This is a genomic window from Boudabousia liubingyangii (assembly GCF_001907245.1).
GTDB classification, from domain to species: domain Bacteria; phylum Actinomycetota; class Actinomycetes; order Actinomycetales; family Actinomycetaceae; genus Boudabousia; species Boudabousia liubingyangii.
Genome location: NZ_MQSU01000003.1, coordinates 113834 through 138120 on the forward strand (window position 1 = coordinate 113834; position 24287 = coordinate 138120).

A 24287-nucleotide genomic window follows, 5' to 3' on the forward strand; every position below is an offset into this window, starting at 1 on the left:
AACCCAAAGGAACCCCATGACCACCACCCCCGAACCCCAAACTGGACTGCGCGGCTTCAAACCGGTCCCCGAGGAACTCCGCGAAAGCGGTACCGTCCTCGACCAGCTAGTGGCCCAGCGGCGCCTGCGGCTACCGGAACTAAAAGCCCAGTACGGTCACCTAAACCCGGCCACGCTGCCTCGTTCGAAGCGTGCTTTCGAGGACGCTCTACGCACTCGCGGGCAGGCCGGACGGGCAGGCCGACCGGCACTAATCATGGAGTGCAAGTCCGCCTCGCCCACCCTGGGGGAGATCCGAGGCAGCTACCAGCCCGCCCAGTTGGCGCGCGCCTACGCGCCCGTCGCCGCCGCGATCTCCGTGCTGACCGAACCGGATAGTTTCGGGGGATCCTACGAGCACCTAGCGCAGGTTCGCGCCGCCGTAGAACAGCCGGTCCTGGCTAAAGACTTCATCATCGACCCCATCCAGGTGATTGCCGCGCGGGCCAACGGGGCCGACGCGATCCTGGCGATGTTGTCCATCCTGGACGATGAGCAGTATCAGTACCTGACGGCACTAGCCCACCAGCTGGGCATGAGCGTCCTAACCGAGGTCGATACTCCCGACCAGCTACAGCGCGCCCTAGCCCTAGGCGCCCGCGTGATTGGCATTAATAACCGTGACCTGCGCACCCTGCAGACGGACTTGGCTCGCACGGAGGAACTGGCCCCGCAGATCCCTGAGGGTGTGATTATTGTGGGTGAATCCGGCGTGAAGAACCCGCAGGATGTGGCCCGGCTAGCTGGGCTCACCGACGCGCTGCTGGTTGGTTCGCAACTTTCCGGCTCAGAAGACCCAGCCGCGGCCGCCCGCGAACTAGCCGGCTACCAGCCCACCGGTGGTGCTGCGTGGTTAGCCGAAACCGCCCTGACCCCCGAATGGCAGCCCTTCAGCGGGCAGGAACTGCAGAACTACCCGGGTGCGACCTGGCACGGGCCGCGGGAAAACGCTGCTGAAAAACCGGTGACCTCGCCTGAAACTGAAGGCGCATCCTCGGCAACCGGGACGGAAACCAACCCGGCCCCGGAAACGGACGCGCCCACCCAGCTACCCCCATACTTCGGGGAATTCGGCGGCCAGTACGTGCCTGAACTACTGATCCCCGCCCTCGACCAGCTCGAAGCCGCCTTCAAAGAAGCCGTCGACGACCCCGAATTCATTGCTGAAGTCCGCGAACTACTGCACCGCTACCTAGGCCGACCCACGCCGGTCACGGAAACCCGCAACCTGCCGCTAGGTGGGGGAGCCCGCATCCTGCTCAAGCGCGAGGACCTAGTCCACGGTGGTGCCCACAAGGGCAACCAGGTGCTGGGGCAGGCCCTACTGGCCAAGCGCATGGGCAAGACCCGCATTATTGCGGAAACCGGAGCCGGACAGCACGGCACCGCCACCGCGATGGTCTGTGCGCTGCTGGGACTGGACTGCACCATCTACATGGGCGCGAAAGACATTGTCCGTCAGGCTCCGAACGTAGAACGCATGGAACTCATGGGCGCGACCGTCGTCCCGGTAACCGCCGGTGCGGGCACGCTCAAAGACGCCGTCAATGAGGCCCTGCGCGACTGGACCGCTACCTTTGAGACCAGCCACTACCTGCTGGGGACCGCGGCCGGCCCGCACCCATTCCCCACCATGGTGCGCGAATTCCACCGCATCATCTCTACCGAAGCACGTGCCCAGGTCCTAGAAATGACCGGGAAACTACCCGACGTGGTGGTGGCCTGCGTGGGCGGTGGCTCGAACGCCATCGGCATGTTCGCCGACTTCATTGCGGACCCGACCGTGCGCCTAGTGGGCGTAGAACCCGCCGGTGAAGGCCTAGAGACAAACCATCACGGTGCCCCCATCCACGGCGGCAAGATTGGTGTTCTGCACGGGGCCCGCTCTTACCTAATGCGTACCGCCGAAGGCCAGGTCGAAGAATCCTATTCGGTTTCTGCCGGCCTGGACTACCCGGGCGTCGGCCCGGAGCACTCCTACCTAGCCGCAAGTGGCCGGGTCGAATACGTGGGCATTGATGACGCGGCGGCCGTAGATGCCTTCCAGCAGCTCTCCCGCCACGAGGGCATTATCCCCGCCCTCGAATCCTCCCACGCGCTGGCCTTTGCCCTAGCGGAAGCGAAGCGCCTGCAGGAAGCCCGCGCGGCGGATGGTGACGATCAGGCAGACGAACCCGTCATCCTCGTCTCCCTTTCCGGTCGCGGCGACAAGGACCTAGAACAGATCCGCCAACGCCTAGGCGGCTCCTTCAGTGAGGACGGCGCGGTCTCTAGAGCCCGCAAACTAATCAACCAGCAGGGAGGCAAATAATGACCCACTACCAGCCCCTCTTCGAACGCCTTAACCGCGCCGAAAGCAGTGCCGACCACCAAACTGAAGGCCACGCCCAAAACCAAGAGCAGGCCCAAACAAGCGAAGGCGCCCTGGTCCCCTTCGTCATGATCGGCGACCCCACCCCGGAAGCCTCCGTACAGGTCATCGACGCGCTCATCGCCGGAGGAGCGGACGCCCTCGAACTAGGCTTCCCCTTCTCTGACCCGGTAGCGGACGGCCCCACCATCCAGGACGCCCACCTACGCGCACTGGCGGCCGGCACCGACGCGGAAACCTGCTGGGACGTCCTATCCCAGGTCCGTGCCAAGCACCCCCAGGTGCCCATCGGCCTGCTGGTTTATGCCAACCTGCCCTTCAGCATGGGCCTTGAAGCCTTCTACCAGCGCTGCGCGGAAGTGGGCGTGGACTCGGTCCTGATCCCGGACGTGCCCACGCGCGAATCCGCCCAGTTCGTGGCGGCCGCTCAGGCGGCAGGCGTGGACCCGGTATTTATTGCCCCGCCCCACGCTCGGGAAGATACCCTGGCGGCGGTAGGAGCCGCCTCGCGCGGGTACGTTTACGCGGTTTCCCGAGTCGGCGTGACCGGCGTGGAACGGGAAGCCAGCACGGATGGTCTTTCCGAGGTCGTGCGCACCCTACGTGCCTACACGGACCTACCCGTCCTGCTGGGTTTTGGGATTTCTCGACCCGAGCACGTACGTGCGGCTCTGGCCGCGGGCGCTGACGGGGCTATTACCGGTTCGGCTACCGTAAAACTAATCGCCCAGCACTGTGCGGACCTACCCGATGGGCAAGCCCCCGCAGACCTCACGCCCATGCTGAGCGAACTGACCAACTTTGTGCAGGAAATGAAAGCCGCAACCAAATAAGGCCAAGGGATCAAGCAAACCATAGAGACTAGCTAAGCCAAAGGTAAGCCAGAGGGACCAACCATGTTTGAACTATTACCCGCCATTGATGTGATGCGAGGACGTTCCGTGCGACTACAGCAGGGGCAAACCCAGGGAGCACAAGCCGTGGGAGACCCACGTCTGACTTTCCAAGACTTTGTCCGTCAAGGAGCCCAGTGGGTACACCTAGTGGACCTAGATGCGGCCTTCGGGCGGGGCGATAACCGGGCCCTGCTGCAGGAGCTAATCGCGATCAGTCCCCTGCAAGTACAGATTTCAGGGGGCTTGAACTCGGCGCTAGATTTGGACTGGGCCCTGACCACCGGGGCGGAACTGGTGAACCTCTCTGCGGTAGCCCTGCTGGGGCACCCGGACTGGCTTGAGCGAATCTTTAAGCACTACCCTGAACGACTAGCGGTAGCCCTAGATGTCCGGGATGGGCATGTGCGTCCCCGAGGAACTAAAACTGATCTAGGCCCCTGGGAACAGGTGGTAGAACAGTTAAACCAGCTGGGGTGCCGACGCCTGAACGTAACCGACGTGGAACGTGATGGAGCGCTAAGCGGGCCGAATCTAGAACTGCTTTCTCAGGTGTGCGCGAATACGGACGCGAAAGTAATTAGTTCGGGCGGGGCGGCCTCGTTAAGCGATATTGAGGACCTGAAAGCCCTGCAGCCGCAAGGCCTAGGTGGTCTGATTGTCGGTAAGGCCCTCTATGAGGGTAAGTTTGGGCTGCGCGAGGCGCTAGAAACCTGCCGCTGAAGCTTTGCTTAGAGCCAGTCGCGCTTCTTGAATACGAAGTACAGGGCGGTGGCTGACAGGAGCATTAGGCCGATTGCCCCCAGGTATCCGTAACGCCAGTGCAGTTCTGGCATGACGTCAAAGTTCATGCCGTAGATTGAACCGATCAGGGTGGGAAGTAGCAAGATAGCACCCCATGAGGACACGGTTTTCATATCCTCATTTCGACGCTGATCCGCCAGGGTCGCGTTAACCTGCAGGATCTGGGTCAGCAGGTCGCGGAAGTCTTGAATCTGGGCGACGGTGCGGGTCAAGTGGTCTTCTACGTCATCTAGGAAGGCCCGCAGGGCTTCGGTGATTTCCCGGCCGGTAAAGCCGTATTCTAGGTCTTCAATGATGTCTACCAAGGGGGTTAGTGCCCTTTGTAGTTCGATGACCTCACGGGTCAAACGGTAGATACGTTCGGGGGCTGCGGGGTCACCGGTGAACACCTGCATTTCAATCTCGTCAACGTCAGTTTGAATGCCGCGCGCTACCGGCATGGCCGCGTCAACCACGAAGTCGAGGAAGTGGTAAAGGACTGCTTCCGGACCGGCCTGGACCTGCTTTTTTGAGGGCAGCATCCGCCTATAGTTCCAGGTATTTTTTGCGGGGCAGTTCTTGCGGATGACGACGAATAGATTGTCCTTTTGGACGATGTGGAGTTCGGTGAATTCCACGAATTCTAGGTCGTCAATGTAGACGGGCCGGGATAGCACCATAAATAGGGCATCCTTGTGGTGTTCTAGCTTGGGGCGCTGACCACCAGCGATGAGGTCTTCCACCAGTAGGGTGGAGAGGTTTAGTTGCCCGGCGAAGCGAATAATGTCTTCGGTGCTGGGCTTGTCAAGGAATACGATGCCTAGGCGTTCTTCGGGAAGGTTTGGGGTGTTAACGAACTCGTTGACGTCTCCGATGGTGTCCCAGTCGCAGGTGGGGATCGGGTCGCCATTGTTGTAGACGAACGCGGGGAAGCCTGCCGCGGTGCCGCCGGTGGCGGTAGAACCGGGGGTGGAGCTTACCCGTAGGGCGGGAACGGTACGTGGGGACCGATTGGGGTCTTTACGTTCGCGCATCTTAGCTCCTTTAAGTTTCGGTATTGGTGACCGCCAGGTTTTGGCCCACTGCCAGGCTGCTGCATTTTGGCAAAGTTTAGGTTTTCTTGCACCAATAGTCTAACGTCTTGCCCTAAATATGGGGAGTTGTGCCCGTTTGGGGGATTTATATTGCTTCGCTTAGGTAGGATTCAACTATTAGATCAGGAAGCATAGTGTCGCCTGGGGCAGTATTTGTTGCCCGGCTTCTGTCGGCACCAGTGGTTTTGAAAGGCGAAGGTTGAGAAAGTGTTTGGGATCAGTAGTAGGTCTGGAAGTAGACGTGCTGCATTAGTAATGCTACTTGCGGGGCTAGTTGCAATGCCCCTTTCTGCCTGCAGTGCCAGCTGGGAACAGGTGGAAAAAAGCGAAAAAGTGATTGACCAACTAGCGGCACAAACTCCTTTTATTGAGAGTTACAAACATAAACGGAGAGGCGATGGGTTCAATACGGGCCGCCAAGGTATGACCACCTTTAAGGTGAAGCCTGAAACAAGCGCCCAAGAGCTCAATGATTTTTTCAAAAAGCTAGGGGAAGAGGATTCAACTAGACGAAGTTATCACACTTTCACCATTGATCTGGGAGACAGTAAATCCATTTCTTTTCAATACAATGAAATTCCGCCCAATGAAGAGTCCTGGCAGGCAGTCTTAGGGTTAAAGAGGACCTTTGACAGGGTGCATATTCGATTCGAAACGCAAAGCTTTGGGTTTGAGATCCAGGATGAAAATAGTATTGAGCGAACACAGAAGGTAATCGACTGGGTGAAGGTAAACCCAAGTCTTGAATTTTCTAGTTTTGAAAATTCTTCAAATAGTACTAGCGGTTTTGTTAATGCGGGCTCTGTCTCCAAGAAGGCAGAGACCGTGCCTAACCTTCAAGTCATTGATGACCTGAAGATATATCAAGAGGTGATACCGGGAGTGCCCAGTTTTGTGGACTTTTCTTATGCTTTCAACAAAAAAACACCTGATGAGCAGGTTCGGTTTTTCACCTTTGGTACCGAGGATCTTTTGGTGAATGGTCAGCCCCTGGCCCCTAGGATTTCAACACCTAGCCCCACCGCTGAACCGGTACGAAGATATCCAGCAAACGATCTGCGGAAAGCAAAAGAAATCGGCATTAAGTATTGGAACACGGTGCCTACTGCGCTAGTAGCGCAGCAGTGCCAGCATGTTGCTCAGGCCTTTTTCGCTGTGTCAAGATCGAGCCAGGATTACGTTTGTGGATCTGTTTACCATCTTGTGGCCAATAATCGTTGGGGAAGGTATTTCTGGAACTTGGAGGATGGCAAGCTAGCTGAACTCTACTATGTCGAGCCCGGTAGAGTAACTCAAGGTTTGAATAACCGGCTACCACTGCATGACCCACTGTCATTCGGAGAACAGCGAGTCCCAGATGATGTTCCGGGAGCCGCAGATCAGGACAAGCCTTTTGAGGATATGCCTACCGAAGAGAAGTAGGATGATGCCATGGCAATCAAAACTTTGACCGAATTTATGGACACGATTGAGCCGGGTCTACCCCGTGAGCGGGTAGCTGAGGTGATTAATTGGGTCCAAGAAACCTATCCTCAGTTGGAACTACGGATTGCGTGGAATCAGCCGATGTTCACTGATCATGGGACTTTTATTATTGGTTTTTCGGCAGCTAAGAAACATATGGCTATGGCTCCAGAGCGGCACACGATGATTCATTTTGAGTCAGAGCTGAAGGAGGGCGGAGTTGACTTCGGAAAGATGTTTATTCGCCAGCCGTGGGCTAAACCTTTCGATTATGAACTTGCGGCTAAGCTGATTGACTACCAGATTGCCACTAAGCAGGACTGTCAAAGCTTCTGGCGTCCGAATCCGAAAGACTGAAGTAAGTACTGGGTACTAGTGAATTTACCTGAAGGGTAGAGTAATGGATTTTATTGATGAGCTGATTGAAACTTTGGTTGACCTCTTTTTCATGGGGTCAAGCAGAGATCGCCTGAAGGAAGATCCCAGTCTTGAGCATTCATATAGTAGTTTTTTCCCCTTTGGGCTGTTGGCGATGGTTGCCGGTTTACTATTTTTAAGTGCCGGCGGCGCAGCAGTTTTTCTGGGTAGTGATGATTCGGGTACTTCCTTAGCTGTGGGTCCGGTCAGTGGGACTTTGCTGGGATTCTCAGTGTTGTTTTTCCTGGTGGGTTTCTACTTATTATTCGTGCGTTTTGGTGTTACCAACGAAGTTTTGTGGCAAAGGAACATTTTTTCAAGGAAGCAGATAGCTTTCCATGAGATTGAAAAAATTTCTCATGCGCCGATTCAGGACATGGTTTCTTGGGGGACAACGCATACGGCGGTTTATCCGCGTTTTGTGGTTTCTTCAGCAGATCAAGAACTGACCATTAATGATGCGCAGAAGGACTATGGTTTAGCGCTCATCAGGATCATTGAAGAGCTTAATAAGCGACGTTTCCAGCTGGGTGAAGTCACCGCTTATGATCCAGGTTGGGAGCAGGAAGCTCAAAAATGGCGCCAGTTCTTGGGTGACGTGTTGTTATCTGGACACCAGCGTTTTTATGAGCAGAATCCTGAGGCTGACCAGTATTTGAATCGGATCGTTATGGGCCTTCCCGGACAGGCAGATTCTTAAGCGAAGCTTCGCTGATTTAGCGTAGTTCAGGTCTGTCTGTTTCTGGGAGGTTTTGAATTGTTTAAGCCCCGTATTCGGTTCGGAATACGGGGCTTATTTTTGGAGCGGACGACGGGAATCGAACCCGCGACAGCAGCTTGGGAAGCTGCAGTTTTACCATTAAACTACGTCCGCAGTGGAAGTCTCTGGGAGACTTTCCTTGAAGATAATAGTGGAGTTTTACTTATTTTTCCACTTTAGCTTCGGTTTCTTTGCCCTTTTTACGGGTGTAGCTTAGGTAGCCGCCAACGCCGACTGCTAGGCCGATAACTGCTGCTAGGGGGTAGGCGATCCAGCGGCTGAGGCCCCAGCTGCTTTGTTCTCCTTGTGCCTCTTTTTCGAGGATGGTTTCGGGAGTTTCACCGTTTTTGGTGTTGTCGCCTTCGCCTTCGGCGGTGGAGCGGGCTTCACCGGGTTTGCATTCTGTGTCCGTGAATTTTAGGACTTCACGGTTGACGGAGTATTCATCGGCTTGTCCGGGGGCCGGGTTACTGATGCTGATGACGAGGATTGTTTGTGGGTCTGCGAATGAGACCCACCCTTCGACGGGTTCGCCGTTTACGCTGTAGGTTACGCCTTTGCGGTTTTCGAGTTTTACGCCGTCGTTTTCGGTGCCACAGTAGTCACGAGACCAGCGTTCGAAGTCGAAGCCGTCGGGCGCGTTGGTGTAGTTTTCTAGAACCTCATGGAGTGTCGGTGTAGTAGCTGGGCTTTCGGGTGTGTCCGCGTAGGCTAGGTTCGTCCCGAGGGAGCCTGCGAGGGCGATTGCACCTAGTGCTAGGAGGGGTCGGGTTTTGGGTGTCTTGTGGGACGATTGCATGACTTTCCTTTGGTGGTTTTAGCTTCATAAGTCTGCCCCGATCTTGTTCAAGATCGGGGCAGACTGTTTAAGTTGTTCCCTTACGGGAGTTTGGTGCTAGGAGCTCACTTGCGACGGCGAGCTGCAACTGCGCCAGCGCCAACCAGAGCGGTTAGAGCGGATAGGCCTAGTAGGCCCATGGCGTCAGCACCGGTGTTAGCTAGACCGTTGGTGCCCTTGGGGGCCTTGGCGGAAGGAGCCTTAGCAGCAGGCTTCTTGCCATCCTTGGCCGGAGCCTTGCCCTCGGGGGACTTAGCTTCGGGGGTCTTAGCTTCGGGGGTCTTAGCTTCGGGGGTCTTGCCATCTACCGGCTTGGTGGTTTCCGGGTTCTTGGCTTCGGGGGTCTTACCGTTTTCGCCGGGGGCAACTGCAGTCTTGCAGGCTAGGGCTAGTTCGGAGACCGGGAACATAGCGGCCTTGGTGCCGTTTGCGAAGTATAGCTTGTCAGCCTTGGCAGCGTTCGAGCCGGTGACGCGGGAAGCGTCTAGGCGCATACCGATGTACTTGCCGTCAGCAGGACGTGCAACTAGGCTGGCAACTCCGGGGGTTAGCTTTAGTTCGGGAGCGTTGACTAGCTGACCCTTGGCGTTTAGTTCACCGATGCCGTAGCGGACTACGTTGGATAGGTCATCCTGGCGTAGCTTGAAGGATAGCATTTCCTTGCCATCAACACAGGTGGGCTTGATGCCGTAACGAGCGTCAACAACGATGGCGTCAGCAGGCATTACTAGAGCAGTTTCGGTAACTGCTTCTACGCGAACCTGGCCGAGGTTTAGGGTAGCGGATAGGGTTTCGCCGCCAACCTTGGTGACCTTTAGTAGGTACTTGCCAGCATCGAAGGAACGAACGACAGGCTTGTCACCGGGCTTGAGGACTACGGTCTTCATAGCCTTTAGGCCGGTCTTAGCGTCGAATAGGTTGTATTCGTAGGTGACCTTCTTGCCGGGCTTTAGGGTTAGGTGGTAGCGGGTTACGCCATCACGGGTTTCCTTCTGGACGGAGAAGAGGGTTTCTAGCTGAACCTTAACTTCGGGGGCAACTTCGGTCAGGGTCGGAACCGGAACCTTCTTGGTTACGGGCTTCTTAACAACCTGGCCTAGGTTAACGTCAGCAGCTAGTAGAGCGCCGCCTACCTTCTGAGCCTTAACGGCGTACTTGCCAGCGTTGAAGTATAGGGTCTTGTCAGCAGCGCCAGCCTTTAGGGTAAGCGGGGTGGCAGCTAGCTTGCCGGTTGCCTTGTTGACGACGGTGTAAACCATGTCGTGGTTCTTGGTAGCCTTGAAGGTTAAGCCGTAGCGGTCACCAACAGAGGTGCTAACCGGTGCAGCAACCTTAACAAGAGCGTTGAATTCAACCTTTTCGTCGCCCTTAACGCCGGTAACGGTGGGAACCTTAACGTCGACGGTAACCTCAGTTACCTTCTTCTTTGCGGTTTCACCATCAGGGTTCTTTAGGGTGGGATCGATAACGGGCTGAGTCTTTTCCTCGGTGGGAGCAGGCTTGGGAGCAGGCTTGGGAGCAGGCTTGGGAGCCGGGGTGGGCTCAGCAGGCTTGGGAGCCGGGGTGGGCTCAGCAGGCTTGGGAGCCGGCTTGGGAGCTTCCGGGGTCTTGACTACGCAGTTGTAGGCAACGTTACGGAAGGACACGCTGGACTTATCGTTCTCGCGGAAACCGAACTTGAAGGTGCCTTTGCCAACGGCAACCTTCTTGGCGACGCTGCTGGTCCAGGTCTTACCATCAAGGGAAATTTCACCAGCAGGGGTGGTGTAGGTTACAACCTGATTAGCATCGCAAGGAAGCGGATCGCTTGCGTGTAGTACGGGAGCTGCGAAAGCGGAGGCTGCAGTCAAGCCGCTTCCGAGCAGCGCTAGAGAAGCAACGGCAACGCCGATGCGCTTGGAGACCATGGTCATATTAACTCCTTGAGTTTTATTGGTCGTATCTGATGATGGGCGATCAAGCCCTTGTGTCGTAGCCTATACTTTTCCGCCGCAAAGTGCCACCCCCAACTGGTTTCAACTTGGTAACAAAATCGTGTCTTTAGCAGGAAATAATGTAAACCTACGATATTTTATGTGGCTGTCTGCTCGTGAAATCGATACCACATGGGCAATATTGTTTCTAAGTTAGTGCGCTCACCGGACGCGTTGACTAAATTTTCTTCTAAAGCCTGCTTCCAGACCAAGGTCCCGTCGCAAAGCCGAATCCAGGTGTGCATGTCACACTCCACCACTGCCGGTGGAGTACCGCGACGATGAGTCGTCCCAGAAAGAATCTGTACCGCCCCAGCCGGTGGAATCCGAATCTCCACCGCACGCCCCGGAAAACGCTCCGCCAGCTCCTCCAAACTAAAGCGAACCGCAGTCATCAGGGACTTAAGATCAGGTTCCTCTCCTTTATATATAAGGGAGGAAGATAAGGTAAAAGCCGCTTTCCCGGCCTCGTAATCAATCTTTCTTCTGGCCATATATAAACCATAGCTCAACGGTGTAACTAAATCGGGTTAGTTTTCGTGACGAACGCAAAAGAATTCACGGCGCGAACTGTTTTCAAAGCTAGTAAGGTACTTAGTGTCACTAAATTAAAGTGTGGTCACACTTATAGCGAACGACCCACCCAAAGTGCACCTGAAGCCTCCTGGTTTTGACCAAACCAGGTAATTAGACTCCCCGGTCCGCGCTGGGGACGCTCAAGAGAGGGCGGAAGGGGCCGGGAAAGTCAATGTTAGACAGCCCCCGGCCCCTTTCTTAGCGGTATCAGTATGTCAACCAAAAAGGTCGAAATACGTCAACTAGCTACCATTCTAAATCACACCTTGTGCAAACATGGCCTGAGCTACCCGCTGGAAACCCAAAATGTTCGCACCTAGGACGTAGTCCCCAGGCTGCCCAAATTCTTCCGCAGTTTGAGCGCAGCCCTCATGAATGTCATGCATGATCTCCTGCAGGCGCTCGTCAACCTGCTCAAAAGACCACTGCTCACGCTGCGCATTTTGAGACATTTCCAACGCCGAGGTTGCGACGCCACCAGCATTAGAAGCCTTACCAGGCGCATACAACAGGTGCGCACCCTGGAACAGTTCAATCGCCTCCGGAGTACAAGGCATATTCGCGCCCTCAGCTACCAGCTGGCAACCGTTCTCAATCAAAGTCTTCGCATCATCCGCGTCCAGCTCATTCTGGGTTGCGCAAGGTAGCGCCACATCAACCTTTACCTGCCAGGGGCGGCCCGAATCGTGGAAAGTCGCACTAGGACGCCTTTCGGCATACTCGCTTACGCGGCCTCGTTTAACTTCCTTAATCTCGCGTAGCAGGTCCAAGTCGATCCCCTCTGGGTCGTGAACCCAGCCAGCGGAATCAGAACAGGTAACCGGGATCGCGCCCAACTGCTGAGCCTTTTCAATAGCGAAAGTCGCCACGTTACCGGAACCAGAAACTGCGACCGTCATACCCTTCAGGTCCAGATCGCGAGTCTTAGCCATGGCCTGCGCAAAATAAACCAGACCGTAACCGGTAGCCTGGGTGCGAGCTAAGGAACCGCCCCAGCCCACGCCCTTACCGGTCAGCACGCCAGCCTCGTAACGCCCAGTCAGGCGCTTGTACTGGCCAAACAGGTAGCCAACCTCGCGGCCACCCACACCAATATCGCCCGCGGGTACGTCAATATCCGCGCCCAAGTGGCGGTAAAGCTCAGTCATAAACGACTGGCAAAAACGCATAATCTCACCGTCGGAACGGCCGTGCGGATCAAAGTCAGAGCCGCCCTTACCGCCGCCAATGCCCTGGCCGGTTAGCGCATTCTTGAAAATCTGCTCAAAACCAAGGAACTTAAGAATCGAAATATTTACCGACGGGTGGAAACGCAGGCCACCTTTGTACGGGCCCAACGCCGAGTTGAACTCAATGCGGAAGCCGCGGTTAACCTGCACCTGACCCTGGTCGTCCACCCACGGGACCCGGAAGATCAGCTGGCGTTCAGGTTCAACGATGCGTTCTAGCAGGTTTTGTTCAAAGAACTCGGGATTAGACTCAGCTAGGGGAGCGAGGGACTCAAGGACCTCATGAACTGCTTGCTGGAACTCCGGTTCGTTCGGGTTTCGTTCGGCAACTTTAGCTAGCGTTTGGTCAATAATCTGGTTACTCATGAAAACCTGCTTTCTACATATAAGCCAATAAGAGTGATAACCATCAGCCAAAAAGATTTATTTCCCGAGGCAGTTCCCTGGGCCATCCTTTTTGGCGCACTTTTAAGGATACTACTTTTCAATAAAAAGTAAAGTAAACGTAAATTGTTGCCTTTTGCGGTCTGTCAAGACCAAAATCTAGCGTCCTGCAAAAGAACTTGGGGCCCCGGAAAACCGGAGCCCCAAGAAACGCTAAACCTAAACGGCAATCAGCCAGTTCAGCTCAGATTCAAAATCGCACGAGCCGTGTTCTGAGCCTGCTCATCATCGAAAGCAGAAATCACCGCGCGAGCCGCAGCCTGGCACTGTTCCAAGGTGACCTCAGAAAGAGCCGCGCCCACGGCGCTAATCGCACCAGCAGCCATCGACAAGGAAGTCATGCCCATACCAACTAGCACGCAAGCCATTAGCGGATCGGCAGCAGCCTCGCCGCAAACACCAACCGGCTTACCCTTACGGGCGCCAGCCTCAGCCACGCGAGCCATCAGGTTCAACACGGCCGGCTGCCAAGGGGTCGTAAAGTCAGCTAGGTTAGCGGACAGACGGTCAGCAGCCATCACGTACTGGGTCAGGTCGTTCGTACCAATCGAAACGAAGTCGACCTCGTTCATGAACTGATCGATCAATAGAGCAGTAGAGGGAACCTCAACCATAATGCCGGCCTTCAAGCCACGGGCTCGAATCTGACGAGTCACATCGCGGGCTTCAGGCAGGGTAGAAATCATGGGGCACATAACCCAAGCTTCCACGTCGACACCCTCAGTGGCCTGCTTAATGGCATCCAGCTGGTTGCTTAGCAAACCATCGTTAATCCGCAGGGTACGAATACCGCGCACACCCAAAGAGGGGTTCGGTTCATCAGCCAAAGTAGCGAAGGGAACCGGCTTATCGGAACCGGAATCCAAGGTGCGTACAACCACCTTGTGTCCTGCGAAGGCCTCAAAGACGCCACGGTACTGCTTAGCCTGGTTATCAATCGAAGGCTCGGTAGCGGTACCTAGGAAGCAAAGTTCGGTACGGAACAGACCCACGCCTTCTGCCTCGGACTGGGCGGCACGAGCAGCACCCGCCGGGTCCTGGACGTTAGCCAAAAGCTGGACGGCATGGCCATCCTTAGTGCGGGCCGGGCCGCTCCAGGCGGCGATCTTTTCGCGACGTTCCAGATCCTGCTTCACTAGGGCCTTGGCCTGCTCCGGGTCCGCACCCAAACGCAGGGTACCTTCACCACCATCAAGCAGGACCACATCGCCCTCTTCTAGCAGGTTCATCTTGCCTACGGCAACCACGCAGGGAATGCCCAACTGGCGGGCAATAATCGCGGTGTGAGAAGTGGGGCCACCCAGTTCAGTAGCTAGCGCCACAAACAGCTCAGGGTCTAGTCCAGCAGTATCAACCGGCGCTAGATCATCAGCCAAAAGGACAACCGGTTCTGAGGGCTCAGGTAGACCCGGTTCGGGACGACCCTCAAGACGAGCAGCAACGCGGTCACGAATATCGCGCAGGTCAGTAACACGCTCCGCCATTAAGCCGCCGGCCTTCAAGAAGAGGTTCACAAACTCTTCAGTAGCCTTAGCGACCGCATTAACGGGCTGAACGCCGCTCTTAATATGACGGTTAACGGACTTACGCCAAGCCTTGTCACGCGCCAAGCCGGCGGTCATCTTCAAAACTTCAGACGCATCACCTTCAGATTTTGCGGCCCGGTGCTCTAAGCCCTCTACTACTGCATCAGCGGCCAAACGGAACTGCTCCATCGCAGTTTCGACCTCATCGGCCGGCAATTCGGGACCGGTCAGGCTGGGCGGTTCGGGACGACGAACCCACGCCACGGGGGCATAGGCTAAGCCAGAAACCACGCCGGTGCCTTCCATAATTAGTTTCTTCGCACCTGCGGCGTCGCTCTGCTGGACTTCGGATTCTGACTCGCTCACGGCTAGCTCCTTTACTAAATGCACATGTTTGGTCTAAAAAGACAACTAATGACAGTTTAAGGACAAAACTGCGCAAATGTAACCTGTGATACCAATTTGCTACAATTAGCCGAACGAACCGGTACTATTACGACCGTAGGCGTTGTTGCCTAGATCGCAAAGAACCGATCATCCTGGTCAACCAAACCGGGCAACCAAGAATATAAGGAGACAAAACATGGCCTCAAAGACCGTAACTGTAGGATCCAAAGTCGGCCTACACGCTCGCCCCGCTGCTCTAGTTGCAGAAGCTGCCGGCGAATATGACGACGAAATCACGCTATCGCTAAACGGAGAAGAGGTCGACGCCGACTCCGCCATGATGGTTATGACCCTAGGTGCTGCCTACGGTGACGAAGTAACCGTTACCTCAGACAACGAAGAAGCAGTCGAAAAACTAGCCGAAATGATCGCTTCAGACCTAGACGCCTAGTAAAAACTAGACAGAAAAGTCGAAACCGAGCCCACCTTGAACCACAAGGTGGGCTCATTTCACACCCAAAAGCACCCCAGAACTTCAAATGCACTACACAAAAACCTTAGATTTGTGAAAAAATAGGCCCGTGCTACGACCAGACGGTAATCTCACGCATGAACTAGACCCGCAGGATAAAGGGCCACAGGATTCGTGCGGGGTTTTTGGGATCTGGGCGCCCGACCAGGACGTCTCCCGACTAACCTACTTTGGACTTTACGCCCTCCAACACCGCGGCCAGCAATCCGCCGGTATTGCCACCTCAGATGGGCAATCCATGCTGGTCTACAAGGACATGGGCCTAGTCTCTCAAGTCTTCGACGATCGCGCCCTCATGTCCCTACAGGGACAACAGGCAGTCGGACACGTCCGCTACGCCACCACCGGCGCCTCCATCTGGCACAATGCCCAACCCACCCTAGGCCCGGGCCCCGAAGGTACCATCGCCCTAGCGCACAACGGCAACCTGACCAATACCAAAGAACTCTCTGAACTCCTCTTCTCCAAGCCCAATCTAGGCGGCGAATTCTGGAAGGGAGCCACCACTGACACCTCAGTAATCACCGCCCTACTTGGCATGGCTGAGCACCTCACCGATGAGGAACTCGAAACCCTACGTTTTGCCACCAAACCGGCCACCGACCCCACGGAACCGGTAGTGGAAATGTGCCACGCGACCTCGGCAGGAACGAATCCTGCAGGCAAGGAAGAACCCATCAATGCCAGCCTGACCCAGCACGCGCTGCGGGTACTGCCGGTCCTACGCGGGGCCTTCTCCCTAGTCTTTATGGACGAAAACAACCTCTATGCCGCACGCGATACGCAGGGACTACGCCCGCTGGTTCTGGGACGCACCCAGGGCGGTTGGGCAGTGGCTTCTGAAACCGCGGCCCTTGATATTATTGCCGCCGACTTTGTGCGTGAGGTTGAACCCGGCGAACTAATCGTCATTAACCGCGAGGGCGTTACCTCCTACCAGTGGGGACAGGCTCGTCCCGCCGGCTGCGTTTTCGAATACGTCTATCTGGCTCGCCCGGACACGAAGATCCGCGGGCGTTCCGTGATTGCCTCGCGACAAGAAATGGGCGCGGCCCTAGCGAAAGAACACCCCGTCGAGGCTGACCTGGTCATGCCCACCCCCGAATCGGGTACTCCCGCGGCAATCGGCTACGCCGCTGAATCAGGGATCCCCTTCGGTCACGGGGTCGTGAAGAACTCCTACGTGGGACGAACCTTCATTCAGCCCACGCAGACCATCCGTCAGCTGGGTATTCGCCTGAAACTCAACCCCCTGCGCGAAGTAGTTGCCGGTAAGCGACTAATCGTTATCGATGACTCGATCGTCCGCGGCAACACCCAAAAGGCCCTAGTTAAGATGCTGCGCGAAGCCGGGGCAAAGGAAGTACACGTGCGGATCTCTTCCCCGCCGGTCCTCTGGCCCTGCTTCTTCGGGATTGACTTTGCCACCCGCGATGAGTTGATTGCCGCCAAGTACAATACCGAGCAGATCTGCGAGTTCATTGGCGCCGATTCCCTAGGCTACCTATCTGTTGAAGGCATGATTGCCGCAACCGGACAGGCGGAAAACTCCCTGTGCACCGCCTGCTTTACCGGTAACTATCCTGTCCCACCGCCCACTAACCGACCCCTCTGAAATAAAGGAACCGTCATGGAAAAACTCTCCTACGCAAAAGCTGGCGTGGATACTCACGCAGGGGACCGCGCTGTGGACCTCATGAAGAGTGCGGTGGAAGCCACCCACACTAAGGACGTTTTTGGCGGTACCGGTGGTTTTGCCGGGATGGTCGACGTCAGTGCCCTCAAGGAATACCGTCGCCCGCTACTAGCGACTTCTACCGACGGGGTAGGCACCAAGATTGAGATCGCCCGTGCCCTAGACATCCATGACACCATCGGCCAAGACCTGGTCGGCATGGTCGTCGATGACATTGTGGTAGTCGGTGCCAAGCCGCTACTAATGACTGACTACATTGCTTGTGGCCACGTGGAACCCGAACGTATTGCCAATATTGTTCGCGGCATTGCCGAAGCCTGCCAAAAGGTCAACACCCCGCTACTGGGCGGCGAAACTGCCGAACACCCCGGCGTTATGGGAGCTGACGAATACGATATTGCCGGTGCGGCTACCGGCGTCGTCGAAGCAGATGAGCTACTAGGCCCCGATCGGGTGGAAGAAGGCGACACCTTGATCGCCATGTCCGCTTCAGGCCTGCACTCTAATGGCTACTCGCTAGTCCGTTCTATCCTTAAGCACAGTGGCTGGACTCTAGACCGTGACGTCCCCGAACTGGGCCGCACCCTGGGTGAAGAACTACTAGAACCCACCATGCTTTACACTGCTGCCTGTCTAGAAATGAAAGAGGCAGTTGGGGGTCAGCTACACGCCCTGTCACACATTACTGGTGGCGGCTTAGGTGCGAACCTATCACGCGTGCTGCCCGCTGGTTTGGCCGGTCGCGCTGACCGTTCCACCTGCCCGGTACCTCCCATCTTCCCGCTGCTCATGCAGCTAGGTGGGGTTAGTGACCAGGACGCAGAAGATACTTGGAATATGGGCGTAGGTATGGTTGCGGTTGTTAAGGCCGAGGCCGCGCAAGAAGTAATGCGCATCAGCTCCCGTCACGGCATCAACGCTTGGCACCTAGGTGAGATCACCAAGGATCCGGGCGGCGCAGAAGGCGAACGTCGTATCAGTGGCACCAAGGGTGTTCAGGGTGGCGCCGCACTGCTACGCGGTAACTGGAAGCTACAGTGACCGAAAGTCTAAAACCTACCCCGGAAGAACTGCCACAGAATCACCAGGATGAGCTGGAACTTTCGGCTGCGCCGGTAACCGTCTCTGAAGTAGCGGAACCCGAAGCTGAAGAACTGGAAACAGAAGAATCCGAAGCTGACGAACCGGAAGTTGAGGGCGAATGGTGGGAAGACCCGTCCATCCCCTGGAACCGGGAACCAACCCGCGCTGACTACCTGTGCCTCATTGCCATGACCGTTTCTGGTCTGATCTCACTGGGGCTAATGCCGCTGCGTGCTTACCTGCTGGGATCACCAGACCGCGTACCGTGGCTAGTAGCCCTAGTCGGATCACAGACCGGCTCAATTGGTTTATCTTCCCTCTGGGCGGAAGGCATGGTCAGTAACACTGTGCTGATCCTGTCAATGATCTCTGGCGCCCTAATGATCATCAAATTCGACTGGATCTACTGGTGGGCTGGAAAGCTTTGGGGTCGCGGACTGATCGAGTCTTGGGCTAATCGTTCCAAGCGAGCCCAACGCGGTTACGCCACTGCTGAAAGATGGGCTAAAAAAATGGGAATTTGGGGGATCTTCATTGCCTATATTCCTATCCCCTTGCCCTTACGTCCCGTCATCTTCATCTTGAGCGGCATGGAAGGGATGCGACTGCGGACCTTCCTATTAGTGGACTACCTAGCTTCTTTGCTCTGGCTGATCCCATACTTTGGCTTAGGCGTGGCCCTAGGTAAGCCAGCGATTCGCTTCTTTGAAATGTATGCGAAGGTCGCTAATTATGTGGTGATTGGCCTGGTGGTCCTGATCATCGTGATGGCGTTCCGTAACTCAAAGACGCAGAAGATTCAGGTCCCGCAGGAAGTTAAGGATCAGATTCGTCGATAGGGTAGTGCCCCTTTAACCGACGTACCGCTTTTGGGGCAGCTGGCAGGCACCCCGATGATTAGATCCACGAAAGCAAATATAGAAAAGAGCTAATACCCGGTGGTTATCACCAGAGTATTAGCTCTTTTCTTAAGCTTTTTCTGAGCCTACTTTGACCACGCGTCGCGAGTGAAGTCGTCTTCCTCGTCTTCAGCGTCATCGTCAAAATCGGCGTTGTAGAGAGCCGCTAGGTCAGCGTAGGGATCCTCATCATCGTTTTCCCGTGCGCGACGTGCCCCGGAAAGCTCACGTTGTAGTGCTTCGTAGTCGGTTTCCGGCGTGCTGTACTTTAGCTTCCGTGCGACTTTCTTTTCTTTAGCCCTTTGACGGCCGCGCCCCATGACGTGACCCCCTTTAACTCTAATAGGCGGAGTGCGTGGGTGGCACTCCTCAAGACAATGAAAAATTCAATCCTGTAATAGAATACCCGAAAAAACCCCAAGTAAACTACTTGGAACGGTAAATATCACGCAGTCAGCGGAAAATCTTCCAGGCAACTAAACCGATCACGGCAGCGGTAGCGGCGGCGGCAATCGCAATATTACGCTGAGCAACGCGGTCGCCTTCCTTAGCGTTATTGACGGTGTTTACCACTGCGGCTTTAGTATTTTCTACCTTTTCTTTGGCAGATTCTTTAGCATCCTGCGCTAGGGCTTTGGGGGTAACCCGACCAGCTAGGGCTTCGACGTTGGTGGCGAACTCAGCGCGGATCTGTTCCAGCTGACGTTCGATCGATTCCGGACTTCCAGAGAAATCGTATGCCTGGCTCACTTCTTTAGTCCCTTCTTAACGGCAGCTACATTCTTGCCCATGCCTTCACCGGGGTTCGGCATGTTGTTCTTACCTTTTTTTATGGATGCTAAGGCCACCCCTGCTAGTAGACCCATGACGAGGAGGATCAAGCCGGCCACGATTAGGCTGGCTGCCCACATCGGAACTAGCAGGCCGAAGGCATACTCGGCGGCGCGGAATAGGCGCTCGATCAGGTAGAAGGAAAGGATGCCAGCTAGGGCCAGTAGGGCGCCAGCGACACCGAATCGCTTACCGGCAGCAGCTGCCTTAGCTTTTGCAAGGGTGATCTCGCCCTTGACCAGGGCGGAAGCCTGGGTGGAAACTAGGCCGACCAGTTCCCCTACCGAGGGGCGGTCTGCGCGAGCCTGAGCCTGAGTTTCAGGCTTAGAGCTCATCTGTTCGGGGGTGCTCATCGTGACTGGGTCCCTTCTGTCGTCGCCGCGAAGGCGGACGGATCGATGATTGCTTACAGTTCTGGTCGCTATTCTAGCGATTTTCGCCACTTTGTGCGCGGGCGACCCCAAGGAATAGTTCGTACTTGTGCTCTTTGCCTTCGGGATCGGTTTTAGTTCCCTGATAAATGATTCGCCAATCAGTGCTTGCAAAACCGGCCTCCAGGCACCAGTTTTCCCACTGCTGACGGGTAAATCCCTCATGGTGGATTTCGGTATCAGTGGTGGAGTGGTAGAAATCAGCGCCGGCGGGGAAGTCGACTACCAGTAGTTGGCCCCCAGGATTGAGCTTCCCCTTGAGAGTCTCAATGAGCTCCCGTGCATTCTCAATATGATGCAGCACCTGGCAGATAACAATTAGGTCGACTCCTGGAACGTCATCCAGCTGGGTGACCGCTTTGAAATTCTGTCCGGGGAACAGGGGAGTGAAGACTTTGGCTTTCGCGGCATAGCGTTCCAGCATGGGTTGAGAAATGTCGTAACCGTAAAACTGTTGGGCAGCTGGGGCTAAAGCGAAAGAGATTAGTCCAGTGCCGCACCCAAACTCTAAGAGCGATGCTTGAGGTAGGGCGGTTTTCGTTTCCTTTAGATACTGAAGGATCTGCTTGGCTAGGCGTTGGGCGCGGGCAGTGCGTCGTTCATCGTCCCACTGGGCGGCGGCTTTATCGAAGGCGGTAGGCTCAGAAACCATGAGGCTCCTTTGGTGGTTTTCTGGCTGATACAAGAAAACTCTCACAGAAACTGTGAGAGTGCTTGTGGCCCCGACCGGCGTCGATCCGGTGACCTTTCGATTTTCAGTCGAACGCTCTGCCAACTGAGCTACAGGGCCATGTGACAAAAGAGCCGACCAAAAAATGATCGGCCACTATTGTCGGCGACCCCGACGGGACTTGAACCCGCGACCTCCGCCGTGACAGGGCGGCGCGCTAACCAACTGCGCTACGGGGCCTCGTTTTTAAGGACGAAGCCTTATAGTTTGGATCTTTTAGATCCAGTACCCCCAACGGGATTCGAACCCGTGCCGCTGCCGTGAAAGGGCAGTGTCCTAGGCCGCTAGACGATGGGGGCTGCCATCGAACCGAAGTTCTTAGCGTCGTTAAGACTGGAAAATCATATAGGGAAAATGGGTGCCGACGCAAACTCAAACGCTGTGAACCGGCTCACCGGACCTTGAAACCCTCTAAGAACGCGCGAAAAGAAGCCATACTTTATACCCTTAATACATGGCTCTATCAACGATCATTCCGGTCCTGCAAGTAGCTCTACCGAACCGTGGGGGATGGGCTCTGCCCAATTTCCTTAGGTTCCTAGAAAAAGACCCCGCCACCCCAGAGGGGGTCGGGAAAGCTACCGAGAAGGCCGTGGAAGCTACCGTCGATATTGCCACCATCATCGGTTCAGCCGCTTTTGGTGCCTTCATCGGATTACTAGTCGGCATTGTTATCTTTGTGATTGTCCGACTCATGCTCAGCCGTACCAAACCCGGTCAGTTATTAGCACACCGCCTACGCCTACCAATCCCGATCCTAGTCCTAATTATTGGTGCCTCCATTGGTGTGGATTACGGAGAAATGGGCGTCAGCATCGACAATGCTCCCTGGATTGCGGTCTTCCAACACGGCATGATCCTAGCGATTATTGCCGCCGCCACTTGGGTGCTACTAGCTGCCGCCCATGTCATCGAGGATATTGCTGTTAATCGCTATGGGGATTCCACCGGTGGGCGAGCTCGCCGAGTCACCACTCAAACCCAAGTGCTACGCCGGGTCCTGCAGGCCATCATCTTCAGCATTGGTGTAATCGTCGCCCTGTTAACCTTCCCCGCAGCCCGAACCGGAATGACCGCGCTACTATCGTCCGCCGGTATTATCTCCATCGTCGCCGGTATTGCCGCCCAAAGCGTCCTCGGAAATATGTTTGCCGGACTGCAAGTAGCCTTCACCGACTCCGTACGTGTCGGTGACATCCTGCTATTCGAAGGCCAATACGGCACGGTCGAAGAAATCACGCTCACCTATGTGGTGCTGCGCCTGTGGGATGAAAAGCGACTCATCATTCCCTCCAAGATGCTGACCGAAAAATCCATCGAAAACTGGACCCGCCGCCACACCCGCGTCCTGGGGACCGTGGAACTACCCATGGACTGGAGTGCGCCCCTGCCCGCGCTACGCCTAGAAATGCAGCGACTACTGGCCAATACCGACCTCTGGGACGGTGAAACCGCCACCATTCAATGCACTGACGCCCCTGCCGGAACCCTGCTAGTGCGTGTCTGTGTCTCTGCCGACAATCCTTCAAACCTCTGGGATTTGCGCTGCTACCTGCGAGAGCACCTAGTCGACTGGACGGTCCGAAATGCCCCCTATGCACTAATCCGGACCCGCTTCCAACAGCAAGAAGTGCAGCATGTAGAAAACCGCGAATCGGACGCGGATATTGCCCGCCTAGCCGAAGAACTAGCCATGATCTCCGGCGGCAACCCCGCCCCCGAAACCAACGAGGCAAATCAAGAAATCACCGCCGACCAAACCAGCGTGCTCGTCCAACATGCTAACCAGGTAGCCGGCGGGAAAGCTGACCCCTTCGTGGTGGCACGACTAAAAGCCGCCCGAAACCGCTCCAAGCGTGAACGCTCCGAAGCGCGTAAACGCCGCGCCAAAATCCAACAGGCTGAAGGGAACCTTGCGCGAATTGAACGTGAACGTGCCAAAAACCCCGTCGAGGAAGTAGACCTCACCACCGTCCTCAGCCCCGAACAAATCCGGGCCCTTCAGGGACAACCGGTCGAAGCGACCTCGGCGAAAGCAAAACCGGAAATCACTAATCCCTCGGCCGCCGAAAAGAGCCAAAAATCGGCTCAAACTGCAGACCTGCCGGTAGCGGGACGAAACGTAGTTGACACCGACCCGGCCCAAGAACGCCTCTATTCTGGCTCTCCGGAAGCTGAGGAACGTGCCCGCGCCATGTCCGGACCCGGCCCAGAAGCGCTAGCCGAACGGGAAGCCAATATTCGCCGGCAGCAGGCCGAAGCGCAGGCTCGTGAAGAAGAACTGCGTCACGGTGACCCCAATGACCCCACCGATCCTTCACGTCCCGTAGGACACGGTGGCGAATAGCGCCGATAGGCTCAGCCGGCCCCGGTCAAGAAAGCTGCCCACAAGCCCGCACCCGTAAAGAAAGCCGCCCCGAAGCAGGCCTCCGGTTCGGTCTATTACAAGAACTGTGCGGCCGCCCGAGCTGCCGGTGCCGCCCCCATCCACCGCGGCGAACCCGGCTACCGGCCACAACTCGATGGTGACGGTGACGGTATTGCCTGCGAACCTTTCAAGGGCAAGAAGGGCAAGAAGCGCCGCCGCTGACCCCCTCGTCTTATACTGGGGTAGAAAATTCTGCCAAACCCAGCCCAAAAGCGGGAAACAGATAGAGGGAACATGAACGAAAACGAAACTGTCGACCCGAAAACCTACACGGAAGCAAAGTGGCGGACCCTGCTCAATCCCATGGAATACCATGTGCTGCGCGAGGCTGGTACCGAGCTACCCGGTAGTGGCACCCTGATCGAGGAAGACCGCCCGGGCACCTACTACTGCCGCGCCTGCGGGGCCAAGCTCTTCCGCTCGGACGCCAAGTTCGCCTCTGGTTGCGGCTGGCCGGCGTTCTTTGCTGCCGAGGAGGGCGCTACCTACCAGATTGAGGATCACTCCCACGGTATGCACCGGATTGAGGTGCGCTGCTCCAACTGTGAATCACACCTGGGACATATCTTTGACGATGCGCCGCAGACCCCCACAGGTCAGCGTTACTGCATGAACTCGATCTGCCTGACCTTTGAACCTGATCCGGCCTAATCATAGGTAGAGCCCGAAAGGGCGAATGAAAAGAATTAAAATACCCCACGAACTGAAACCAGCTCGTGGGGTATTTTGGCGGTAGGCCCCCGGGGACTCGAACCCCGCACCCACGGATTAAAAGTCCGTTGCTCTAACCAGATGAGCTAGAGGCCCAGTGCCACACGCTAAATTCTGCGTGCCGAAACATTATAACCAGCTTTTTTTCTTTC

Annotated in this window: 22 protein-coding genes, 5 tRNA genes and 1 pseudogene; 13 read left to right on the forward strand and 15 right to left on the reverse strand. The window is 56.0% G+C overall.

Going from position 1 to position 24287, the window contains the following annotated elements; translation table 11 throughout:
• Window positions 1-16 precede the first annotated feature (16 nt).
• The 3 genes from trpB (at window position 17) to BSR28_RS05185 (ending at window position 4026) form a co-directional block, all read left to right on the forward strand.
• The gene (gene trpB / locus BSR28_RS05175) at window positions 17-2350 is read left to right on the forward strand and encodes a tryptophan synthase subunit beta (RefSeq protein ID WP_073713544.1); all 2334 of its coding nucleotides are present in this window, start codon (window positions 17-19) and stop codon (window positions 2348-2350) included.
• A complete protein-coding gene (trpA, locus tag BSR28_RS05180; RefSeq protein ID WP_073713545.1) occupies window positions 2350-3243 on the forward strand; it encodes a tryptophan synthase subunit alpha in 894 nt (297 codons plus the stop codon). The genes trpB and trpA overlap by 1 nt, the downstream gene beginning before the upstream one ends.
• A 63-nt stretch (window positions 3244-3306) precedes the next feature.
• Entirely contained in the window at window positions 3307-4026 is a 720-nt protein-coding gene (locus BSR28_RS05185) for a HisA/HisF-related TIM barrel protein (protein ID WP_073709607.1), read from the forward strand.
• Window positions 4027-4034: 8 nt separating this feature from the next.
• Here the strand turns inward: BSR28_RS05185 and BSR28_RS05190 are convergent, their stop codons facing one another.
• Complete coding sequence (locus BSR28_RS05190) at window positions 4035-5120, reverse strand: magnesium and cobalt transport protein CorA (protein WP_073713546.1); 1086 nt, start codon at window positions 5118-5120, stop codon at window positions 4035-4037.
• A 375-nt stretch (window positions 5121-5495) separates the two neighbouring features.
• On the opposite strand from BSR28_RS05190, the gene BSR28_RS05195 reads away from it, so the two are divergent.
• From BSR28_RS05195 to BSR28_RS05205, 3 genes are read left to right on the forward strand one after another with little or no spacing between them, the layout of a single operon-like run.
• Window positions 5496-6602, forward strand: coding sequence for a hypothetical protein (locus BSR28_RS05195; RefSeq protein WP_233120615.1), 1107 nt, complete (start codon window positions 5496-5498; stop codon window positions 6600-6602).
• A 9-nt stretch (window positions 6603-6611) separates the two neighbouring features.
• Window positions 6612-7001 (forward strand): iron chaperone, encoded by a 390-nt coding sequence (locus BSR28_RS05200; RefSeq protein WP_073713548.1) that lies wholly within the window; start codon window positions 6612-6614, stop codon window positions 6999-7001.
• Window positions 7002-7044: 43 nt separating this feature from the next.
• Entirely contained in the window at window positions 7045-7761 is a 717-nt protein-coding gene (locus tag BSR28_RS05205; RefSeq protein ID WP_073713549.1) for a hypothetical protein, read from the forward strand.
• 100 nt (window positions 7762-7861) lie between these two features.
• Here the strand turns inward: BSR28_RS05205 and BSR28_RS05210 are convergent.
• From BSR28_RS05210 to ptsP, 6 genes are all read right to left on the reverse strand, one after another.
• A tRNA-Gly gene (locus BSR28_RS05210) sits at window positions 7862-7935 on the reverse strand.
• Window positions 7936-7984: 49 nt separating this feature from the next.
• Window positions 7985-8620 (reverse strand): hypothetical protein, encoded by a 636-nt coding sequence (locus BSR28_RS05215; protein ID WP_073713550.1) that lies wholly within the window; start codon window positions 8618-8620, stop codon window positions 7985-7987.
• Window positions 8621-8724: 104 nt separating this feature from the next.
• The gene (locus BSR28_RS09105; protein ID WP_073713551.1) at window positions 8725-10572 is read right to left on the reverse strand and encodes a hypothetical protein; all 1848 of its coding nucleotides are present in this window, start codon (window positions 10570-10572) and stop codon (window positions 8725-8727) included.
• A gap of 158 nt (window positions 10573-10730) precedes the next feature.
• The gene (locus BSR28_RS05225) at window positions 10731-11126 is read right to left on the reverse strand and encodes a sterol carrier family protein (protein ID WP_073713552.1); all 396 of its coding nucleotides are present in this window, start codon (window positions 11124-11126) and stop codon (window positions 10731-10733) included.
• 336 nt (window positions 11127-11462) lie between these two features.
• On the reverse strand, window positions 11463-12803 hold the full coding sequence (gene gdhA / locus BSR28_RS05230) for an NADP-specific glutamate dehydrogenase (protein WP_073713553.1): 1341 nt from the start codon (window positions 12801-12803) through the stop codon (window positions 11463-11465).
• Between the two features lie 257 nt (window positions 12804-13060).
• Complete coding sequence (gene ptsP, locus BSR28_RS05235) at window positions 13061-14773, reverse strand: phosphoenolpyruvate--protein phosphotransferase (protein WP_233120616.1); 1713 nt, start codon at window positions 14771-14773, stop codon at window positions 13061-13063.
• A 217-nt stretch (window positions 14774-14990) separates the two neighbouring features.
• Between ptsP and BSR28_RS05240 the strand changes: the two genes are divergently transcribed.
• From BSR28_RS05240 to BSR28_RS05255, 4 genes are all read left to right on the forward strand, one after another.
• Window positions 14991-15245, forward strand: coding sequence for an HPr family phosphocarrier protein (locus BSR28_RS05240; RefSeq protein WP_073713554.1), 255 nt, complete (start codon window positions 14991-14993; stop codon window positions 15243-15245).
• A gap of 130 nt (window positions 15246-15375) precedes the next feature.
• Window positions 15376-16941: an amidophosphoribosyltransferase gene (gene purF, locus BSR28_RS05245; protein WP_073709599.1), complete on the forward strand. Its 1566-nt coding sequence runs from the start codon at window positions 15376-15378 to the stop codon at window positions 16939-16941.
• Window positions 16942-16956: 15 nt separating this feature from the next.
• On the forward strand, window positions 16957-18063 hold the full coding sequence (gene purM, locus BSR28_RS05250) for a phosphoribosylformylglycinamidine cyclo-ligase (protein ID WP_073713555.1): 1107 nt from the start codon (window positions 16957-16959) through the stop codon (window positions 18061-18063).
• A complete protein-coding gene (locus BSR28_RS05255) occupies window positions 18060-18944 on the forward strand; it encodes a DedA family protein (protein WP_198928931.1) in 885 nt (294 codons plus the stop codon). Before purM ends, BSR28_RS05255 begins: the two co-directional genes overlap by 4 nt.
• A 146-nt stretch (window positions 18945-19090) precedes the next feature.
• On the opposite strand, the gene BSR28_RS05260 is transcribed toward BSR28_RS05255, so the two are convergent.
• The 7 genes from BSR28_RS05260 to BSR28_RS05290 form a co-directional block, all read right to left on the reverse strand.
• Window positions 19091-19324, reverse strand: coding sequence for a DUF3073 domain-containing protein (locus BSR28_RS05260; protein WP_073709597.1), 234 nt, complete (start codon window positions 19322-19324; stop codon window positions 19091-19093).
• Window positions 19325-19457: 133 nt separating this feature from the next.
• Window positions 19458-19754, reverse strand: a complete 297-nt coding sequence (locus BSR28_RS05265) for a DUF3618 domain-containing protein (protein ID WP_073709596.1) — start codon at window positions 19752-19754, stop codon at window positions 19458-19460.
• Window positions 19751-20188 carry a phage holin family protein gene (locus tag BSR28_RS09020; protein ID WP_073713556.1) on the reverse strand — a complete coding sequence of 146 codons (438 nt, stop codon included), beginning with the start codon at window positions 20186-20188 and terminating at the stop codon, window positions 19751-19753. The genes BSR28_RS05265 and BSR28_RS09020 overlap by 4 nt, the downstream gene beginning before the upstream one ends.
• A gap of 73 nt (window positions 20189-20261) precedes the next feature.
• Window positions 20262-20918, reverse strand: coding sequence for a class I SAM-dependent DNA methyltransferase (locus BSR28_RS05275; RefSeq protein ID WP_073713557.1), 657 nt, complete (start codon window positions 20916-20918; stop codon window positions 20262-20264).
• A gap of 65 nt (window positions 20919-20983) precedes the next feature.
• Window positions 20984-21056, reverse strand: a tRNA-Phe gene (locus BSR28_RS05280).
• A gap of 46 nt (window positions 21057-21102) precedes the next feature.
• Window positions 21103-21176, reverse strand: a tRNA-Asp gene (locus BSR28_RS05285).
• A gap of 46 nt (window positions 21177-21222) precedes the next feature.
• A tRNA-Glu gene (locus tag BSR28_RS05290) sits at window positions 21223-21295 on the reverse strand.
• 155 nt (window positions 21296-21450) lie between these two features.
• Here BSR28_RS05290 and BSR28_RS05295 point away from each other — a divergent pair.
• From BSR28_RS05295 to msrB, 3 genes and pseudogenes are all read left to right on the forward strand, one after another.
• Window positions 21451-23343 (forward strand): mechanosensitive ion channel family protein, encoded by a 1893-nt coding sequence (locus tag BSR28_RS05295; RefSeq protein WP_073709593.1) that lies wholly within the window; start codon window positions 21451-21453, stop codon window positions 23341-23343.
• Between the two features lie 108 nt (window positions 23344-23451).
• Window positions 23452-23586: pseudogene (locus tag BSR28_RS05300) on the forward strand (excalibur calcium-binding domain-containing protein); the annotation flags it as partial.
• A gap of 72 nt (window positions 23587-23658) precedes the next feature.
• Entirely contained in the window at window positions 23659-24075 is a 417-nt protein-coding gene (gene msrB / locus BSR28_RS05305) for a peptide-methionine (R)-S-oxide reductase MsrB (protein ID WP_073709591.1), read from the forward strand.
• Window positions 24076-24157: 82 nt separating this feature from the next.
• Here the strand turns inward: msrB and BSR28_RS05310 are convergent.
• Window positions 24158-24231: transfer RNA gene (locus BSR28_RS05310), tRNA-Lys, on the reverse strand.
• Between the last annotated feature and the right edge of the window lie 56 nt (window positions 24232-24287).

Excerpts from the sequence above, each read along its gene's own strand:
- trpB (WP_073713544.1), top strand. The coding sequence starts at position 17 with ATGACCACCACCCCCGAACCCCAAACTGGACTGCGCGGCTTCAAACCG.
- trpA (WP_073713545.1), top strand. The coding sequence starts at position 2,350 with ATGACCCACTACCAGCCCCTCTTCGAACGCCTTAACCGCGCCGAAAGC.
- BSR28_RS05185 (WP_073709607.1), top strand. The coding sequence starts at position 3,307 with ATGTTTGAACTATTACCCGCCATTGATGTGATGCGAGGACGTTCCGTG.
- BSR28_RS05190 (WP_073713546.1), bottom strand. The coding sequence starts at position 5,120 with ATGCGCGAACGTAAAGACCCCAATCGGTCCCCACGTACCGTTCCCGCC.
- BSR28_RS05200 (WP_073713548.1), top strand. The coding sequence starts at position 6,612 with ATGGCAATCAAAACTTTGACCGAATTTATGGACACGATTGAGCCGGGT.
- BSR28_RS05205 (WP_073713549.1), top strand. The coding sequence starts at position 7,045 with ATGGATTTTATTGATGAGCTGATTGAAACTTTGGTTGACCTCTTTTTC.
- BSR28_RS05215 (WP_073713550.1), bottom strand. The coding sequence starts at position 8,620 with ATGCAATCGTCCCACAAGACACCCAAAACCCGACCCCTCCTAGCACTA.
- BSR28_RS09105 (WP_073713551.1), bottom strand. The coding sequence starts at position 10,572 with ATGACCATGGTCTCCAAGCGCATCGGCGTTGCCGTTGCTTCTCTAGCG.
- BSR28_RS05225 (WP_073713552.1), bottom strand. The coding sequence starts at position 11,126 with ATGGCCAGAAGAAAGATTGATTACGAGGCCGGGAAAGCGGCTTTTACC.
- gdhA (WP_073713553.1), bottom strand. The coding sequence starts at position 12,803 with ATGAGTAACCAGATTATTGACCAAACGCTAGCTAAAGTTGCCGAACGA.
- BSR28_RS05240 (WP_073713554.1), top strand. The coding sequence starts at position 14,991 with ATGGCCTCAAAGACCGTAACTGTAGGATCCAAAGTCGGCCTACACGCT.
- purM (WP_073713555.1), top strand. The coding sequence starts at position 16,957 with ATGGAAAAACTCTCCTACGCAAAAGCTGGCGTGGATACTCACGCAGGG.
- BSR28_RS05260 (WP_073709597.1), bottom strand. The coding sequence starts at position 19,324 with ATGGGGCGCGGCCGTCAAAGGGCTAAAGAAAAGAAAGTCGCACGGAAG.
- BSR28_RS09020 (WP_073713556.1), bottom strand. The coding sequence starts at position 20,188 with ATGAGCACCCCCGAACAGATGAGCTCTAAGCCTGAAACTCAGGCTCAG.
- BSR28_RS05275 (WP_073713557.1), bottom strand. The coding sequence starts at position 20,918 with ATGGTTTCTGAGCCTACCGCCTTCGATAAAGCCGCCGCCCAGTGGGAC.
- BSR28_RS05295 (WP_073709593.1), top strand. The coding sequence starts at position 21,451 with ATGGCTCTATCAACGATCATTCCGGTCCTGCAAGTAGCTCTACCGAAC.
- msrB (WP_073709591.1), top strand. The coding sequence starts at position 23,659 with ATGAACGAAAACGAAACTGTCGACCCGAAAACCTACACGGAAGCAAAG.